13 protein-coding genes are annotated in these 18,191 nt (G+C 51.0%); 3 read left to right on the forward strand and 10 right to left on the reverse strand.

Annotated elements, in window-relative coordinates; genetic code table 11:
- Positions 1-67 precede the first annotated feature (67 nt).
- On the reverse strand, positions 68-592 hold the full coding sequence (locus tag B9Y58_RS08480) for a flavodoxin domain-containing protein (protein ID WP_073056144.1): 525 nt from the start codon (positions 590-592) through the stop codon (positions 68-70).
- Between the two features lie 29 nt (positions 593-621).
- On the reverse strand, positions 622-987 hold the full coding sequence (locus B9Y58_RS08485) for an ACT domain-containing protein (RefSeq protein WP_072979959.1): 366 nt from the start codon (positions 985-987) through the stop codon (positions 622-624).
- Between the two features lie 467 nt (positions 988-1,454).
- On the opposite strand from B9Y58_RS08485, the gene B9Y58_RS08490 reads away from it, so the two are divergent.
- Positions 1,455-2,129: a hypothetical protein gene (locus B9Y58_RS08490; RefSeq protein ID WP_073056141.1), complete on the forward strand. Its 675-nt coding sequence runs from the start codon at positions 1,455-1,457 to the stop codon at positions 2,127-2,129.
- On the forward strand, positions 2,114-2,695 hold the full coding sequence (locus B9Y58_RS08495; RefSeq protein WP_073056140.1) for a hypothetical protein: 582 nt from the start codon (positions 2,114-2,116) through the stop codon (positions 2,693-2,695). Before B9Y58_RS08490 ends, B9Y58_RS08495 begins: the two co-directional genes overlap by 16 nt.
- 2 nt (positions 2,696-2,697) lie before the next feature.
- Here B9Y58_RS08495 and rseP read toward each other — a convergent pair whose 3' ends face one another.
- From rseP to dxr, 6 genes are all read right to left on the reverse strand, one after another.
- Positions 2,698-4,077, reverse strand: a complete 1,380-nt coding sequence (gene rseP, locus B9Y58_RS08500; RefSeq protein WP_073056138.1) for an RIP metalloprotease RseP — start codon at positions 4,075-4,077, stop codon at positions 2,698-2,700.
- 80 nt (positions 4,078-4,157) lie between these two features.
- Positions 4,158-6,143 (reverse strand): glycoside hydrolase family 9 protein, encoded by a 1,986-nt coding sequence (locus B9Y58_RS08505; RefSeq protein WP_073056136.1) that lies wholly within the window; start codon positions 6,141-6,143, stop codon positions 4,158-4,160.
- Between the two features lie 148 nt (positions 6,144-6,291).
- Positions 6,292-9,252 carry a glycoside hydrolase family 44 protein gene (locus tag B9Y58_RS08510; protein ID WP_073056134.1) on the reverse strand — a complete coding sequence of 987 codons (2,961 nt, stop codon included), beginning with the start codon at positions 9,250-9,252 and terminating at the stop codon, positions 6,292-6,294.
- 130 nt (positions 9,253-9,382) lie between these two features.
- Positions 9,383-11,218: a glycoside hydrolase family 9 protein gene (locus B9Y58_RS08515; RefSeq protein ID WP_073056132.1), complete on the reverse strand. Its 1,836-nt coding sequence runs from the start codon at positions 11,216-11,218 to the stop codon at positions 9,383-9,385.
- 102 nt (positions 11,219-11,320) lie between these two features.
- Entirely contained in the window at positions 11,321-12,589 is a 1,269-nt protein-coding gene (locus B9Y58_RS08520; protein ID WP_233247912.1) for an alpha/beta hydrolase, read from the reverse strand.
- Between the two features lie 104 nt (positions 12,590-12,693).
- Positions 12,694-13,842: a 1-deoxy-D-xylulose-5-phosphate reductoisomerase gene (gene dxr / locus B9Y58_RS08525; RefSeq protein WP_073056131.1), complete on the reverse strand. Its 1,149-nt coding sequence runs from the start codon at positions 13,840-13,842 to the stop codon at positions 12,694-12,696.
- 55 nt (positions 13,843-13,897) lie between these two features.
- On the opposite strand from dxr, the gene B9Y58_RS08530 reads away from it, so the two are divergent.
- Entirely contained in the window at positions 13,898-14,356 is a 459-nt protein-coding gene (locus B9Y58_RS08530) for a hypothetical protein (protein ID WP_073056129.1), read from the forward strand.
- Positions 14,357-14,471: 115 nt separating this feature from the next.
- Here B9Y58_RS08530 and dacB read toward each other — a convergent pair whose 3' ends face one another.
- A complete protein-coding gene (gene dacB / locus B9Y58_RS08535) occupies positions 14,472-16,607 on the reverse strand; it encodes a D-alanyl-D-alanine carboxypeptidase/D-alanyl-D-alanine endopeptidase (protein WP_073056127.1) in 2,136 nt (711 codons plus the stop codon).
- Positions 16,608-16,611: 4 nt separating this feature from the next.
- Entirely contained in the window at positions 16,612-18,183 is a 1,572-nt protein-coding gene (locus tag B9Y58_RS08540) for an extracellular solute-binding protein (RefSeq protein WP_073056125.1), read from the reverse strand.
- Between the last annotated feature and the right edge of the window lie 8 nt (positions 18,184-18,191).

Raw genomic sequence — 18,191 nt, forward strand, 5'->3', positions numbered from 1 at the left:
TCTCCTTTATTTAACACATACACGAATGTACACTATTTTAAAATTCTTGTCAAGGAACTTATTCAAATTATTTCAAAATTTGAGCAATCGGTTCCAGAGTATCGAAATTCACGAAGTCCACTTGCTTGCCGTAGGTGGCGATGAGGGCGCGGACTTCGGCGTTGCGCTCCGCTTCGGGGATTTTCGTGACCTTCGAATACAAAAGTTTCATCATGATTCTGTGTTTCAGGCTGAGTCTGGTGTAATCGATGGCGCCGCGAAGATGGAAAATCTTACTTTCGTCGTAATGCGATGTAGGAACCTGCTTCTTTAGGCAGCCCCTGATGTGGTAGACATTTTCGGCATCGGTCGGGTCGGCGAGACCGACAGTCGCGACAAACAGTTCCTGACTTGCAGAGAGGCCGCAAACCGTTTTCTTGAGGCCCATGATACCGCCTGCGCAAAGAGCGCCCAGATAGACGATGCGGTCATAGCCGGCAACGCTTTTCACGTCTTTAAAGAAAACTGCCTTGAGCCCCGTGATTTCGGCGAGGCGTTCAGCGTAGCGTTTTGTCGAGCCGTAGCGGCTTCCGTAGATGATAATAGTGTTCATCCGATTATAATCCTTTCTTCGAGGCTTTATCACACCACGTCATATCCCGCATCAGACAAGACTTTCAGCGCTTTCTCGAAATTTTCGGCTTTCACAAGGATATAATCTGTATTGAAAGTGGATATCGCAAAAATTCCAACGCCATTTTCTGCAAGAATAGCCGAGAGTTTCGAAAGGATACCTATAAGAGAAAAATCAAGTACACCCTGAATACGGAATCCTCGCCATCCATCATCTCGTTCAATAGTATTTTGAGGTACATCATCTGTTTTGCATACGAGGGATATTTCTTCGTCGGTCTTGCCAATGAAATAGAAATCCTTACCCGTATCGACATCACTAACGTCCGCTACTTTACAGACTGTTAGTTTGTGATCCAATTTCTTTATTACCATAAATTCAATCGTTTGTTAGAGTTTTACTTTCGTCGTTGACTATACTAAATACAAAAGATTTAGGACGTTCGCCTCCCCAAATTAACTCCAGGCCAGTAGCACCATGCAATAACAGCGGGAATGAGGGACGAGAAACATCGTAACCAAGTAAAGTCATTTAGTCGGAACGGAACAAAATGCGCGCCCCCAAGCGTTTTGGGATACAGAAAAAACTGAACGACCACAGGCCATGATCCCGGATCATCAAGGCGAAATGACGACGGAGTTTTATGCTTCACCGTCACAAGATTCAGCTGAACCGAGTCTGTACGTTTCTGTTTTTGTTTTTCCATCGTCCTAAATATACCCAAAAAACTTATCCCACGCCCAAAGTCTCCACAAATTCCGATTCGTTATCATCTATAAAACAGGAGTATATAATGCATTTTTTCTGAATTCTGCCAATCTTTTTTTCTAAATTTTTATTCATGACAAATTATTGTTCTTTATTACTACTTGTCTTGAGCGCCCTGTGTTTACAGGGATGTCCCTATATCGCTCATGATCCGTCAGATGCGCCGGAACAAGTGACGGCCGAAGATGTTCAAGGATGCTATTATAGCGAACCAGTTAATGAAGATACCTACATAGATAAAAAGCTCCCTAATGTAGAAGGCGAGCGTCCTGCCCAGGGACGTGAAAAACGTTTTGACAGGATTCTTTGTAAGGAAATCTGCTTTGAAGACGATAGCGCAACGGTCGTTGTACGCGGCTTCGCTTTGACTTACGACACCACGGGTCAATTTGTTGAGGACACCATTCCTTACACTCTTTGGGGCGAGACAATATCTCATAGAGACGGTATGGAAGTCCACACTATATGGGGATCAAACGAAACGGTTTATAGGGAAACATTCCCGGTGTCTTATTTGGAACCGAAAATAGACGGTATTTTCCACACAAACATTACGACCCACTTCCCTATCGGCACGAACACGGACAAACCATCGTATTATATAGGAAGTTTTAAATTCTTCGCGTCTTCAGCACTCAGTGAAGGAGTATTTTCGAAAGACGGAGCTTTTAGAAAAATATCCGTTACGCATTATGATTCCAAAGAGGAATTTTCTACAAAAGGATGGGATGTATGCAAAGGATTTTAACACTCGTCCTTTTTGTTTGCGGCTTTGCTAGCGCAGCCTTCCTAGATATTGACATCAAGGATAGCCGCCTCCAAACCGAGAATTCTGTTTATAAGCCCGGCGGAATACTAGGCTTCGCAGCTGAATTCGGCGTGTTCAACGAGCCGGAAAATATGGTGGACTACACTCTTGCCGTAGGTGTCAGCCGTTTCGGTTATTCCCATTCCGATGGCGACGTGAGCGTGTCTGCATGGGATATCTACATCAAGCCTTTAGTTTGGTCCGTGACGATAAAGCGGATTATGTTTGAGGTAAACACTGGTTTTGGATATGTTTTTTCAAAAAACAATTTTAATCCAGCACTAGTTGAAGATATGGAAGAAGAAGGATTCTCCCTGCAACAAACAAACTTTAAATATGGATATCGACTTGGATATCGCATAACAGACCAATTGCAGGTTTCAATGGTAGCCAATTACCAAGTCCTAATTTGCAACTGGCATGCCAATCCTGGCGGAGACGACACCATGATTACAGGCGGTTGGGGACTCAATTTCCAGTGGAATATCCCCTGGATTCCGTTCTAGGGCTATTTCAAGAAAAGCGAGAGTTTGCCGAAATCTAGAATCGTGATAAACACGAAGAAGCTGATGAAGAAGGCAGCGGCAACGTTTTGAATGATAGTCTGCGTCTTGGTGGAAAGCGGCTTACCGCGCAGCTTTTCGATACCGAGGAACATCAAGAGGCCGCCATCGGTAATCGCGAGCGGAAGCAGGTTCATGACGCCCAGGTTAATGCTGATGAGCGCAAGCAGCATCAAAAAGTCTTGGAAGCCGCTCATCCACACGTTACCCATCACGGCGACAATGGAGACCGGACCGGAGAACGCGTCAACCTTCACCTGCCCCTGGAACATGCGCTTGAAATAGCGGAAAATACTCGTGGTCATTTTCCAGCTAGTGGCACAAGTTTTCGTGAAGGCATCCACAGGACCGCGGCGCACAATTTTTGTTTCGCGGAAGAGCACATAGCCCATCTGGATGCCGACCATGTAACGCTTGTAATCTTCGTTGTAAACCGGCGTGAGCGAATTGGTAAGCGTATCGCCGTTACGGATAACGGTGATGTTCACGGGTTCGCCCTTGCTACCGTCGATAATGCGCACCACTTCTTCGTAGCGGGAAATATGTTCGCCGTTAATTTCAAAGATGGTGTCACCCACGGCAAGGCCCGCCTTTTCGGCGGCAGAGCCTGCCATCGGCGGCAAGCGCACAATCACGCGGTTGCGCGGGTAAATGCCAATGTCGCCAATTCCCATCGCAATTTCGGAGCTAGTAGAATCCTGCGCCGGAATCACGAGTTCTTCGGGGACAACCGTAATCGAGAGCGGTTCGCCGCCACGGTGCACGGTAAGCGGGACGCTTACGCCGAGACTCACGCCAATCTGTTCGCGGAAATCATCCCAGCCCTGAGTGGGCTTGCCGTTGATTTCGGTAATAGTATCACCGGGTTCAATACCAGCAGCAAGCGCCGGAGAATCTTTGGCGACAAAGCCCACGATCAAATCGTTCGTTGCCGGCTCTTCGACACCGACCATGTAAAGAACCATCAACAAGATGAAGGCAAACACGATATTGATGAACGGGCCCGCAAATGCGATCGCTGCGCGAGCGCCCACCGACTTGCCCATAAAATCGCGTTCGCCCGGGACCTGACCTTCCTTAAGCGTATCCGGGTTTTCGCCCGCCATGGCCACGTAACCGCCAAAGGGAATTGCCGAAATGCAGTATTCCGTTTCGCCGTGACGGTAACGAATCAATTTTTTGCCGAAACCGACGCTGAACGTATTGACCTTGACATTATTCCACTTGGCCACCAAGAAGTGGCCGAGTTCGTGAATGGTCACCAAGAAGCTCAAGCCAAGTAGGCCGAGCACAAACATCAAAACATTACTGAAAATCGATTCCATCGCAAGCCAATATAGAAAAATGCCGCCACCAACTTTCGCTAGTGCGGCATTTAGGAGTACGAGTGTTGTAAAATCGCCGATTAACGGATGCTGTTGCCGAGAAGATCAAAGCGCTTGCCGTTCTTTTCGACATAGAGCTTATGACCATTTTGGCGAAGGCGCGGAGCAGCCTTGTTTTGCATGCTGGCGGGCAAAGTTTCGTGAATTGCCGTAGTCATGGAGCTGCTCGAAACCCACGGATTCCATTGCGACGAACTCGAAGCGAGCGATTCCGAAGAGCTGGATGCCGGAGCGACAGAAGAGCTTGAAGCCACCTGAGAACTAGACGAAACTGCCGAGGAGCTCGATGAAGATACAGTAGACTTTCTTGCAACACCATTGGCGGCAAACGAGGGAGCATAACCGGCGTTCAGAGCTTCAAGAGCGCCAGCAAGGTAAGCAAGAGGTGCATTCCAGTTGATAGCGACTTCGTTCGTTGCGTAGCTGCAACGTTGGTCGGTATAAGCGGTCGCCGCATTGCCAGTTCTGTAATCGGCACACTTCCATTCGGCAGCAGAGCCAACGTCTTCGCCACCGGGCTGCGGGCCACCCACAAGCATACCCGGAATCGGATCTTCTACGTTGTCCGAAGTACTCGGGCGGTGGTGCGGCATCTTGGGAGACTTCATGCCGTAACCTGTAACAAATGACATGTCAAGCGGATTCTTGCCGAGCAAGTAATCAAGCACCTTGAGCGCTGCGGTGTAATACTTTTCGTCGCCGGTGAGGTAATAGGCATGCAAAAGCCATACGCCCTGATTGGAGGCCACGGCGTTGGAGCCCCACACAAAGTCATCTTTCGCCATCACCACGCCAAAGCCCGACTTGGTACGGTTCACGAAACCATCTGCAGTGCCCAAGATTTTCTGTTTGGCTTCGTTTGCATCGCCAAACACAGATGCATGCGTCGCCTTGCCATAAGTGGCAACGCCCGAAAGATCGCCCCAGTACGACACATATTCCGAAGAACCATTCTGCTTGTAAGAATTATCGCCCGTGGTAATGGCAAGTTCCGTGCCGGCAAAAAGTTTTTCGTCGGCCGCGTTGTTGCCTTCGTACGCACCCGTCGCCACATCGGAGGGGTTTGCGGTAAAGTGGTAGCTCATATTCGAAGAGCCCCAGCTATAAGCCTTCTTGGCTGCATCAAGGCACTTGGCGGCGTAATTGGAATCAAACGGCTTGTACACGCGCGCAGCAACCGCCATCACACCGGCAAAGTCAAGTGCGGCTTCGGCACTCTTACCGATAACATAAAGTTTTGCATTGTCTTGCGCAGGCATCACATCGCCAGGGAAAGCAAGAGAGGTTAGCTTATGATAAACGCTACCGTCATTGGCCTGCATGGTAAGCATCCAGTCCAAATTGTACTTGATTTCGGCGAGCAAATCCGGCAAAGTTCCATCGGCAGGAATATTCCACTTGGCCGTCTTGAAAAATTCCGGGAAGTGTTCGTAAAGCGAAAGGAGCGTGTAGGTGGTAATGCCCGAATTCACGATATAGCGTCCGTAGTCGCCGGCATCGTACCAGCCCTTGCTCGAATTGATAGTGCCCGAAGCGCCCGTAGAATTATGAAGTTCGACAGTCGCATTCGTATGGCCTGCAGCACGAGCCCACTTGCCCGCGTATGCACTTTCGAGAGCCATAGAGGCGCGCTGGTAATAGAACCACTTGATAGCAGCCTTGTAAACGTCGGCAAAGGTATTGTTCTTGACCACCAGATCTTGGCGAAGTGTCTGGCCGCCCACCTTAATGCTGTACTTGCCCTCGGCGGTCAATTTTGAAATATCGACCAGCTGTACATTCTGGCCGCTTGCATCCCAAAACGAGGCGACGCCAGGCGTTACCGTAAGCACCGTCTTGCCAGAGGCATCCTGGATTTCAACATTGCCAGAGGCTCCGACAAGCGAAAATTCCTTGGGATCGGAAGGGCGGAAACCCACCTGGTTAATGTAAGCGTTAGCGGCAAAGGCCGAAGACGCCAAAACAGACGCAGAAACTGCGACTAAAGCAAAAAATTTGTATTCCACAACATCCCTCTCTTTCGAGAAAACGCGTCACCAACGCGCGTGCGAGAGTAATATAAAGAAAAAAGCCTGCAAACGGTCCTACAAAAGCGCGTTTACAGGCAACAATGTATCAATTGTATCGGGCAATATTCCTAACCCGAGGATTCAATTATCTCAACCGGCGGAGGCCGCGGGGCATCGGAACTTCGGCACCATCTTCCTGCAACAGGTAAATGTTGTCGAGGCTAATGTAGCCCGTGCCGCTATGGCGAGCGCGCCAAGAGAAATTCTTGATTTGCTTCGGGTCGAGCTGCGGAATGGTCTTACCCCAGCCTTCCTGTTTCATATTTTCCCAGATGAGCGTGTCACGCATCCAGGAACCGCGAGTGTTCTTGAGGCGGATCATGAATTCATCGTAATCCTTGACCTGTTCACTTGCGATTTGCACTTCGAAATAGCCATCGGGATTGCTATGGTTCGTGGCGTAGTCGAACACGATACCCACGGAATTGTGAACTTCTTCGGGAATCACGTAGTAGGCGCCCGCAAAGTTCGGCCAGCCCTGCGTAGGCGGCTGCTCGATCATAAAGTCGTGGCGGATAAAGCCACCGTGCGGAGGAGCCCCGTTAAAGACCTTCGCACCGATAGTCGTTGCGTTGTCGCCGTTAGCGACCGGGAACCAGTCGACTGCATCGAGGCCGTTATCAAAGTTCTGCATCACGTGCGTGGTACGGTAAGCGCCGCGAACGCGGAATGGAATCTTGAGCACAGAAACCTTGCCACCCAAGCCCTGAACAGTCACCTGGATTTCGCGAGCAGCAGGATACACATCTTCGGGAATCGGGATTTGCACATGGAAACTTTCGATAGAAGCGTTCCACTTGCCATCATCGGGAACGGCACTCTGCAAGACCATGCCCCGCTTGCCCCAATTGCCAACCGTCACGGCGCCGTTCGTCAGCTGACCATTTTCCTGAATTGCCGTCACGAACAAGTCGATCGTATCGCCTGCCATCAGGACCTTTTTTTCGAGAGAGGCTGCCAAGAACTTCGGCTTCGCAGCCTGCGCCTTGGTCGCTTCGCTCAAGCCCACCACCTTCGGGTTGACTTGCACGACGGCAAGTCCAAACGGCGGCACCGTAATGTCCTTGCTCTTGCTCGGGTTAATGCGGCGGCCGCTCGGGCCCATTTTCGGGTACGGGTACGCCTTCTGCGAAGTGCCCACCCACTTGAACTGATCTTCGCCAAAGATTTCGACCTGTGTACGCACCAGGTCGCCCTTGCCGACTTCTTTAGAATTGCCCTTGACGCTTGCGCGGTCAATCTGCACCACCTGCGGGGCATCACTCAAGTTCACGATCATCACACGGGCTGAATCACCTTTGCCGATTGCGTAGGCTTCAATATCGGGGCTCGTCGATTCTACGGGCAACACCGCATAACCGTTTTCAAGGAAATCCATGTAGGTCATGTAAATGCCGTAGTATTCCGCCGTCGGCTCCAGAGACTTCCAATAATTCCAGGAGCCTTCCTTGGCGAGGGCCGTCATGCTAATGGTTCCCCAAGTGTCATCGGGGCCTTTGAACAAATTACCGAAAGCATCCCACGGAAGCACCTGCAAGCGATTTCCAAAGCGCATGGCATGCTGCGCAAAAATGCTTGCCACGGCAGAAGCCTGCGGGTAATCCATCAGCAGGCTAAAACCCTGCACGCAGGTACTGAATTCCGAGAGGAATACGCCGCGTTCACCTTCGAGATGGCGTTTCATCCACACATTGAGCGTATCCATATTCGGGCCCACATCGAGCATGGCCTTGAGCATTTCGGCAGGCTTCGGCTCGTTGGGCGTCCAGTACGGGTAATTGTGCAAGTCCACCACGTCGAGGTAACGCTTGCCGTCTTTCTTTTCGGCCTCGCCCACAATGCGCAAGAATTCTTCCATCCAGTACTTACCATCGAGCAAGCCGGCGCCCTTCTGCAGCATTTTATGCGTGCTGAACAGCGGGCCATGCAGAACGATTGTCGAATCGACAGCCTTCATGGCGCGGGCGTATTCCAGGAATCGTGCGGCGTAATGCCTTGCCGAAATCGGGCCGGATTCTTCCCATTCGCCGTCGAGTTCGTTGCCGATTTGCCACTGCTTAATGTTGTAGCCTTTTACTTTATTTGCATAACGCACCCAGGCGGCAGCTTCTTTCGAAGTTCCGGTTCCCGCATTCACGCAGATAACGGCTTTTGCGTTCGGAAGCGTCTGGATGTACTTCATGAATTCCTCAAAATCCCACTTGATGTCGGTCCAGTCGGTGCGGGCCTTGTCGCCATTGCGGGTAGACATCGCGTAGAACTTGTAGTTGTTACCGCCGAGCAAGTCGGTTTCGCCGCTATAAAGTTTCATCTCGCGAATCTGCACGCCCTTGCTAGGCAAATCAGCAGTCTTGAATTGAATGGCCACATATCGCGTGCGGAATTTAGACTTGTATTTGGTGGTCGCACCATTCACCTTGACCACTTTTTCAAGCTTCAGCTTGTTTTCGAGCGCCTGGTGCACGCCCGGATATTCGGCGTAATCTTCGGTCCAGTAGGCAATTTCAAAAGCCTTCGGGCGCAGCGTTCCCCAATCGATTTCCAACGAATCGACATTCACCTTTTCCGGAAATTCCACTACGACCCAAGGCGGGTCCACCGGGTCCAGGATTTCGCCCCACCACATGGTTTCCATTTTGCCGTCGGCCAGGTGACTGCGACGCACAAAGCCGTAGTTGTCCTTGGTGGTGCCGCGGTAAATCGTTTCGCCCAAGAAACCGCGCGCCCACTTGGTTTCATCGGCGGTCCAGAGGCCCGTGCTATCGTAGCTACCGATACCGTTCCAGTGGTAATCATTCGAAAGGCTGCCATTCGGGAATCTAAACAGCGTGTAACCGCCATCGACCAACGCAGACATCATGTCGTAATAACGGCTCGGCGGATTCCAAATCGCCAAGTCCGCAGACATCATGTTTTCTTTATTGATGACGACACCCGGATGCAAGTCATCGACCTTGATGACATTCTGAGCGGCAAATGCGGCGGAACCCAGAGAAAGCCCCGCCAAGGCTGCAATAGCTAAACGACTGGCAAAACGATTTTTCATAGAAACCTCTCGGGGTAAATATAGTAGGAAGTTAGAAGTAGGAAGTAGGAAGAAAAAAGAGTTCTATATAAAAAAGGAAATGCCGGAATAAATCCGGCATTAAGACTGTCTACTGTCTACCGTCTACCGACTACTTAACCCGATGTCCCTTCAGGTTGAAGCGCTTGCCGTTCTTTTCGACATAGAGCTTCTGGTCAACAAAGCGGAGCTGCGGGCCCTGCTTCACGTGAGCCTTGCGAGCGACAGCGGGCTTGATAGCATCGGTACTGCGAGCGACACCGTCCACAGCAAAGCTAGGAGCATAACCGTGGTTAATTGCTTCGATAGCGCCAGCGAGGTACGCAAACGGGGCATTCCAGTTGATAGCCACTTCGTTCGAAGCGTAGCTGCAGTTGTTGTCGACATAAGAGGTTGCCGGGAAACCGGTTCTATAGTCCTTGCATTCCCAAGTTTCAGAACCGATGTCTTCGCCACCGGGCTGCGGGCCACCCACAATCATTCCCGGCACAGGATCCTTCACCTTATCAGATGTACTCGGGCGGTGGTGCGGCTTCTTGGCGGACTTTGTACCAAAACCAGTCAAGAAAGACATGTCGAGCGGGTTCTTACCAAGCAGGTAATCCAGCACCTTGACTGCAGCCTGGTAGTACTTGGCTTCGCCAGTCAGGTAGTAGGCGTGCAACAGCCATACGCCCTGGTTGCCAGCAACAGCGTTAGAGCCCCACACAAAGTCGTTCTTAGCCATCACGACACCGAAACCCGTCTGGGCGCGATTCACAAAGTTGTCGGCCACCTTGAGCAAGGAATCCTTGGCGGCCTGAGCTGTATTGCCTAATTCGGTCGCATGCGTAGCCATGCCGTAAGTTGCAAGGCCACCCACATCGGCCCAACTCGGGATATTTCCCGAAGCATTGTTCGGCTTGTAAGAGGCATCGCCGGTAGAAACAAAGAGTTCCGTAGAGGCAAATTCCTTTTCATCACCGAGCCAGCGGTCGCCATATTCACCCGTCTGCACACCATTCGGGTTGCTGTAAGACTTGTTCGGGTTCTGGGCGCCCCAGGCATAAGCCTTCTTGGCAGCTTCGAGGCACTTGCTAGCATAAGAAGCATCGAACGGCTTGTACACACGGGCAGCTACAGCCATCACTGCGGCAAAGTCAAACGTGGCAGCCGAGCCCTTACCAATCACGTAAATCGGATCGATATCGTCTGCCGGCATCACGTCACCCGGGAATCCGAGAGAAGTCAGCTTATGGTAAACGCCACCATCAGAGGCCTGCATGGTAAGCATCCAGTCCAAGTTGTACTTGATTTCGGCGAGCAAGTCCGGGAGAGTTCCGTCAGCCGGAATGTTCCACTTGAGTGTCTTGAAATAGTCCGGGAAGTGTTCAAACAACGAAAGGAGCGTGTAAGTGGTAATGCCCGAGTTCACAATGTAGCGACCATAGTCACCGGCATCGTACCAACCCTTGGTCGAATTGATGGAACCGGATTCGCCGGTAGAGTTATGGAGCTGCACGCTTGCATTAGTATGACCGGCGGCACGCTTCCACTGACCGGCGTAGGTTTCTTCCAAAGCCATGGAGGCACGCTGGTAGTAATACCACTTCAAAGAAGCCTTGGTAACGTCTTCATAAGTGTTGGCCGCAATCTTGAGGTCCTTGCGAAGTTCCTGACCACCCACCTTGATAGAATAAGTACCCGGAACATTCAATTCCGAGAAATCGACCAACTGGACATTCTGACCGCTGGGTTCCCAATTCGAAGCCGCAGACGGAGTCACCTTCAAAACGGTCGCACCACTTGCGTCCACAATTTCAACATCGCCGTTACCGTCAACCAGGGCAAATTCCTTGGCATCACCTACGCGGTAACCAATCTGGTTAATGTACGCTGTAGCAGCAAAAGCCGCAGACGTAAGAGAAAGTACGACAGCAGCATACTGTTTTAAGCCAAATTTCAACATCTCGGACTCCTTAATGATTATTATGTAGCTACAAATATACCCCAAAAAAGGCGTAAGAGAGTTCTCTTACGCCAGAAATTGGACACAAGTGTACCCATTGTGTTATTTTTTCGCAAATTTCAAGCTTTTTTGTATTCCAGACGGGAATGAAACAACAATGGCATACGCCCCGGAAGGCAGCCACGACAGGTCCAGAGACCCGCGGAAATCACCCCTCCAGACAATTGCCCCGTTCATGGAGACGATGGCGCAACGGTATTCGCCGCCATTCCCGAAGGCCACCAACTTGTTACCGACCAAGCCGACATGAGCCAGCTGCTTCCAGCTCGAAGGCAGACGAGTCTGCACGGAGTCGTTATCCAAAGTATCGGTAACCGAGGAATCCGTTGCGGAGGTATCTACCTTCGCCGTATCCAAAGGTTCGACAATCTGCGATTTTGCTTCACGAGCCGTATTGAAGAAACTGATCATTTTGTTCAAGTTTTCGTCGACATACATTTCGGAACCACCATGGGTTCCTCCCGACACCGAAACAAGTTCCGTCACGACATTATGCTTTTTCAGAGAATCATAAAGTTCCTGGCTTTGTTCCTTGTTTACAATTTGGTCCGAAGTTCCATGGAACAAGATAATAGGCGGGTCGTCTTCGCTGGCATAGTACGGCGAACTGGCTACCATCCACTTATCCTTGTTGCCTTCGCGCTCGGCACCGATGAAGGCGCCTTCGTAAGTTCCGCTACCCATGAAATTATTGATAGGATTCATGGTGTAAATATCGGTCGGAGGAGACCAAAGCGACGCCGCATCGATACAGCTACTGAACTTGGTGAACTCCCCCAGGGAGCCCACCAAGTCCACCGTTACGGAACCGGACTTGCCTTCTTTCAAGCCACAGGTTGTAGCGACCAAACTGGAGAGATGTCCGCCCGACGAAAAACCGGACATGGCGATAAAAGATGTATCGATTTTGTATTTCGCTGCATTACCACGAATAAAGCGCACTACGGCCTTAAGATCATGCAACTGCGCCGGGTAAATGGCATCGCTTGCAGAACGATGGTTCGGAGTCACCACCGCATAGCCTGCCTTCAGGAGCGCCGCGCAAATCGTATTCAAATCGGCAGAACCCTTTTGATTGTTCATGCTCCAGGCGCTACCGTAAGTGTGAATCACAACCGGATAAGCATCCTTCGTTTCTTTGGGCAGGTAGATATCCAATGTATGGAAGGTCTTTCCGTCGTTCGCGTAATTCAAGTCGGCAAATTTTTCGGAATACTCCATTTTGCCTTGGCCTTGTTGACCGCCAAAACCTTGTGCAAACGCAGAAACCGCTACAGCAAGGCAGGTCGCCGCCGCTATAATTTTGTTCATACTCAATCCTTTTCCAAACAGGCAAAATGCCCATAAAATAATATAAATCAAAAAAGTCGCCCCATTCCGGAGCGACTCAAAATTCTGTTGTACAAGATTACAACTTACTTAATCAGGTCAAGCGTCAGGCGACGGGCTTCGGCGTCGGCTTCGAGCACCTGGTCGAGCGTCAGGTGACCCGTCACGTTCGGGGCACCGGCCATAATGGTTTCCACATGGCGCGGGATATCCGTAAACTTGAGGTTACCTTTAAGGAAGGCGTCAACGAGGACTTCGTTCGCAGCATTCATCATCGAAGGCACGATACCGCCACGGCGGCCCGCTTCAAAAGCCAAGGCAAGGCAGCGGAACTTGTTGAAGTCCGGTTCAAAGAAGGTCAGCTTCGCAAGCGTCGGCAGATCAATGCGCTTGGTATCGAGCGGCAGACGGTCGGGCCACGTGAGCGCCACCTGAATCGGAATGCGCATGTCGGGGGCACCGAGCTGGGCCATGAGGGAGCCGTCGCGGAACTGCACCAGCGAATGCACCATGGACTGCGGGTGAACCACCACCTTGATCTGGTCGTACGGAATGTGGAAGAGGAAGTGAGCTTCGAGCACTTCGAGACCCTTGTTCATCATAGAAGCAGAGTCGATGGTAATCTTCTTGCCCATGCTCCACACCGGGTGATTCAAGGCATCGGCCACGGTGATGTCTTCGAACTTTTCAATGGGCCATTCGCGGAAGGGACCACCGGATGCCGTAATTTCAAGAAATTCCACTTCGTGTTCGCGCTTGCCGCCTTCGAGGCACTGGAAAATGGCGCTGTGTTCGGAGTCAATCGGCGTGATAAAGGACTTCGGATTTTCGGCAAGCTTGTCCCAAATGACCGGGCCGGCCATGACCATGGTTTCTTTGTTTGCAAGGGCAACATGCTTGCCGTGTTCGATAGCGGTAATGGTCGGGAGGCAACCAACGGCACCCATCAACGAGTTGATGATGATGTCGGCCTTCGGGTCTGCGGCGAGTTCGCACAGGCCTTCCATACCGGCGAGCACCTTCATACCGATTTCTTTTTCAAGTTCCTTCGCAGCATTCGGATCGAACATGCACACGCGTTCGACCTTGTACTTGCGCACGATTTCGGCAACTTTGGCTACACTGCTGTTGGCCGCAACGGCGTAAAGATTGAAGATATCGGAATGCTGATGAATGACATCGACGCTAGAAGTACCGATAGAACCGGTCGCACCGAGAAGAACTACGTTTTTCATATTGAAGCCTCTTTTTTATACAGGTAAAAAGATAAAAAATATCTATTATTTAAACATGCTCGCAAACGAAGTTAACGCCCTGATTAAAAAACTCTCCCCGTTCATGGAAGAGGATTCAGAAATTTTCCGCGAGCTTATGACGTTTTTCGGGCAAGGTTCCAAGATTGACGTTCACCACGGCGACCTCTCTAAATTCCTGGGTCACAAGCGCCTTTACCGCGTGATTCGTCTGAAAGGCGAAAGCTACAAGGACTGCGTTTACCAGCTGGTGGACAATTATCCGGAATCGATGGAAGCGCTCGGAATGCTGCGCTATTACAAGGCACCCACAGGCCCCGTGCGCTGGGAAGAGGTAGAAGCCGCCGAAATTGCCATCGGCAAAGAACTCACCATGGCCGCCTACGGCTGGATGCCGGATGCATGGACTTTGTTCGAGAAAGGCCCGAACACAGAAGGCAATGAAGGCGGCGAGCACGAACTCGTCGCGATTCTTGCGTTTGATTTAGGGGAATAATCGCTACTTATAAAAGGAGATGACTCCCCGTTGCCGAGGATCATATCCACTAAGCAGCAAAGCTGCAAGTGGCTATTGAGGTCAAGCCCGGCATGACAAAGAAAGAACACTCAACTTATTGTTTCAGGAATTCGAACAGCGTGATTCCCGGAAGCTTACCCTTGCGGCTCGCCAGGTAGTCTTTCAGCGAAAGTTCAATCACCTGCTTTTTCCACGCAGCATGGCGCAGCTTCGGGAGTTCCCCGTTGCGGAAAATCACGAAGCCCGTATGCGTCGCATCCAAGTCATTTGCACTTGCGACAAAGGCAACCCCCGTCACCATCAGAGGGCCTGCGTAAGGTTTTGAAGCCATTTCTACCGCACGATTGTAAGGCAAGTAGCGCAAGTCCATCGGAGCATCCGGAGTTTCGTACTTGATCTTTTTCGCCTTGAAGAAATTCTGCTTGGGCATCGTGCGTTTGACAACGGTATCGCCCGGCACCTGCATCACGCGAGCAAACTTGCTATCGCTCACCCAGTCGGCCAGCAGGTAATGTTTGCGGTTCACGTAACCGATTTTACCGTCCTTGTAGCGGATCTTTTGGAGCGTATTGAAAATTTCGTTTTCGTTCGGCGACAGGGCCATCGCAAGAACATGTTCCAGATACGTCACGCAGTCGACCGAATCCATGTACACCAGCGGCTTGTTTTCGATGGAGTCAACGTAGCTTTCGCCCATAGGGCCAAGCTTATACGGCGTACCCTTCATGGACTTCGAAAAATAATCCAACCTTGCCGTAAGGCCAGCCACATTCTGGGCGGCAAGCCACATCTGCTTCATTCTCATGAGAGAGGCGTAATTATCGTTGGTGCGGTACACCAGTCTGCTCCACAAGGTATCCAGCACATCTTTCAACTGGGAATCCGGATTCTTGCCCGTTTCGTTCAAGTACATGGCCACCGCAAGGGTATCGCCATCGAGCGTATAAATGTAGCCTACCAGGCCGTGGACTTCGCCGATAAAGCCAGTCTTGAATCGAGTGAGCCAGGGGTACGGCAAATCAAGCATGCGCTTGCCGCCGGTACCGATTCCGGGGCCCGCAAAACTGTTGATGTAGTAGCTGCCCTTGGGGTGGCGCGCCATCTTTGCAAGCAACTTGGTCTCGGTAGAAGGCTTCACCTTGTTCTTGGGTGAAAGTCCGCAACCGTCCCAGACTTCGAAGTCAGCAGAATCAATTCCCATTTCGGCAAGGAATTTCATTTCCATCGCGCGGCCGCTTTCAACACTTCCGACACCTGTTTTTTGGGCGCCCAAATTGCGGAAGATCGTTTCGGCATGCAAGTTCTGGCTGCGTTGATTGATTTCGTCGAGAATGCTGAGGAACGGTGCCGCCGAATAAGTGTAAGAGGCAATCTGGATTCCCTCCTGCACATTGGGCTGCTCCTTGAAGGCTATCCCGCGTTCCTTGAGAGCGTGAATGAAGGCGGCCTTAAAGTACGCAATCGGGTTACGCACCGGGAGCACCAGCTGACTGGAATCCACGCCGATACCGATGGCGCCACCTATCGTGATTTCGGGTTTTGCAGAATCGAGCGCCCAAGTCCACTTGCGCTTTTTACCCGGAACCGTCACCATTTCATTTTTCAAAACGACATAGCCAACGTCAGGCACCACTTCGGCACGAGCCAAATCACCCACCTTCTGGCCGGGCTTAAATCGAATCATGGTGCAATTGTCGTTAAATCCGAGCGGTGCAATTTCGGCACCGTACCAGGCATCATAAAAATTCTTGCGCCAGTGTTCGGCGCGCCACGGGCCCTTGTAATAGCTGGAATCTAGAGTAATCTTACCCGAAATGGAATCTATCCCTAAAGCATGAATCGAATCAGCCATGGCATAAATCATATGGAACGGGTCTGCATAATAGCGGCCCGAAAAATTCGGATCGCCACCGCCACGGACATTGACGGTTCCGACAAAAGTCTTTTTGCGCACGCTACCGTTCAGAGAAACTTCGGTCTTGGGCGCGTAATCGAGCGGCAAGTAGTGAACCGCCGCCGCAGTCGTCAAAGTCTTGAGCGTACTTGCAGGCGTAAACTTTTCATCTCCGCGAATGTTACCTAATTCTTGGCCCGTTTTAACCGATCGTATCGAGAGTCCGTAACGGGCGCCAGGCACCACCGAATCCACGTACACCTGGAAAGAATCCAATTGAAAATTGGCAAGAGCGACAGTTGTAAAGAATCCAATTAAGGCAAAAATATTTCGCATAATTCTAGCGCTTGCGGAACCGACGAATAGAGAACACCAACAATAACACGACCGCAACAGCTCCCAAAGAAATCACCACAATAAGCCGCAAGCTAAATTCAGGCTGCACGCTGACCGAACCGAAACCCTTTTCGTACTTGGTTTCTTCGACCGGGGTTTCCAAAGCCGCAAGAATACGGCGCTTTACAGCGGATTCCGTTTCGGGGTCTTTGTACCCCAAAATGCCATTGATTTTCTGGTGAGCATCAAACACGTGACTCGCAATTTCTTCGTTCACGGAAGAATCTTGCTTGAGCAATGTACTCGCAATGGCAGACACCATGCTGTTCACCGTCATTTCGATCTCGCTCCATTCCGGAATGTTCTGGCTACTACGGCCATGATTTTCGAGACCGTCAATCAAATGATTGTAGCGAGGATCCTGCATCCAGATTCGAATCAAGCTCTTGTCGGGCGGAATGAAGCCGCACTGTCTAGAATAGAAATCGATATTGTCTGCACGGAGCATGAACAGGAACAAGTCGCGGGCCTTTGCATGCTTGATCGGGTTGCTGTTCTTTGGGAGCGTCAAATGGCTTCCGCCCACAAACGAGAAATTGCCGTACGGGCCCTTGGGACCGGTCACCGTAATCAAGCCGTCTTTGGCGAGCGGGCTATCTCTCAAGCCGCCCATTTCCGTGTCGAATTCAATTTTGCGGATCAATTCGGACGTACCAAAAATCATCAACTGTTCGGAACGCACAAAGCGGTCTGCACTCTGGGCCGAATTTTCCTTGAGGTTGTACGGCGATACGTCATGGTCGCGCAACAATTTCAAATAAAAACAAAGTCCCACCAGCGTCAATGGGTCTGCTAGGGCACTGCGGTAACCGCTATCGACTTCTGCAACGAAGTCACCGCCGTAATTCCAGAGGAACGGAGACATCTGCTGATAGCCCGTCCAGTCGTCCTTCACGCCAAATTCAAACGGCACCACCTCAACATCTTGCCGGTTAGTCACTTTGGCTTCCGAAATGGCCCGAAGCACGCCAAAGAACTGCGGGTAAGTTTCGATTTCGGAATCATGCAGCCCCAGTTCCAACCAAATACGTTCGTTCGCGAAGAACCCACGAATGTCGAGGAACCACGGAATCGAGTACACTAGAGTATCGCGACCGACATGACCAGATTTCATGGCCTCCGGATAAAAGCGACTTGTATCGACAGCGTCTAACAATTCTGTGACAGGGCTAATCATGCCGGCCTTGGCAAAGTACGGCACCCAGCTCGAGCCCAGTTGCAACACATCCGGGAAATCGGTCCCCGGGCCAGCGTCGTTTACCAAGACCTTGTTGAGTTCGGCGAAGGCGACTCCCCAATCCACGAACCGAATCTTGACCGGAGTTCCGCTTTGGCGCGTGTACTTTTTCATGAGTTTCTGAAGAGCGGCGCCAGCATTGATATCCTGGTCCATCACCCAAAGCACAAGCGTATCGGGAGGTGTCGGCATGGCCTTCAGTTCCGGCATAGCATGAGCAATCCCGCACAAGGCGAGTGTCATCACAAATAAAGCTATGCCGCAAATACGCTTCTTCATGGTTTTCT

The organism is Fibrobacter sp. UWB15 (assembly GCF_900177705.1).
GTDB lineage: Bacteria > Fibrobacterota > Fibrobacteria > Fibrobacterales > Fibrobacteraceae > Fibrobacter.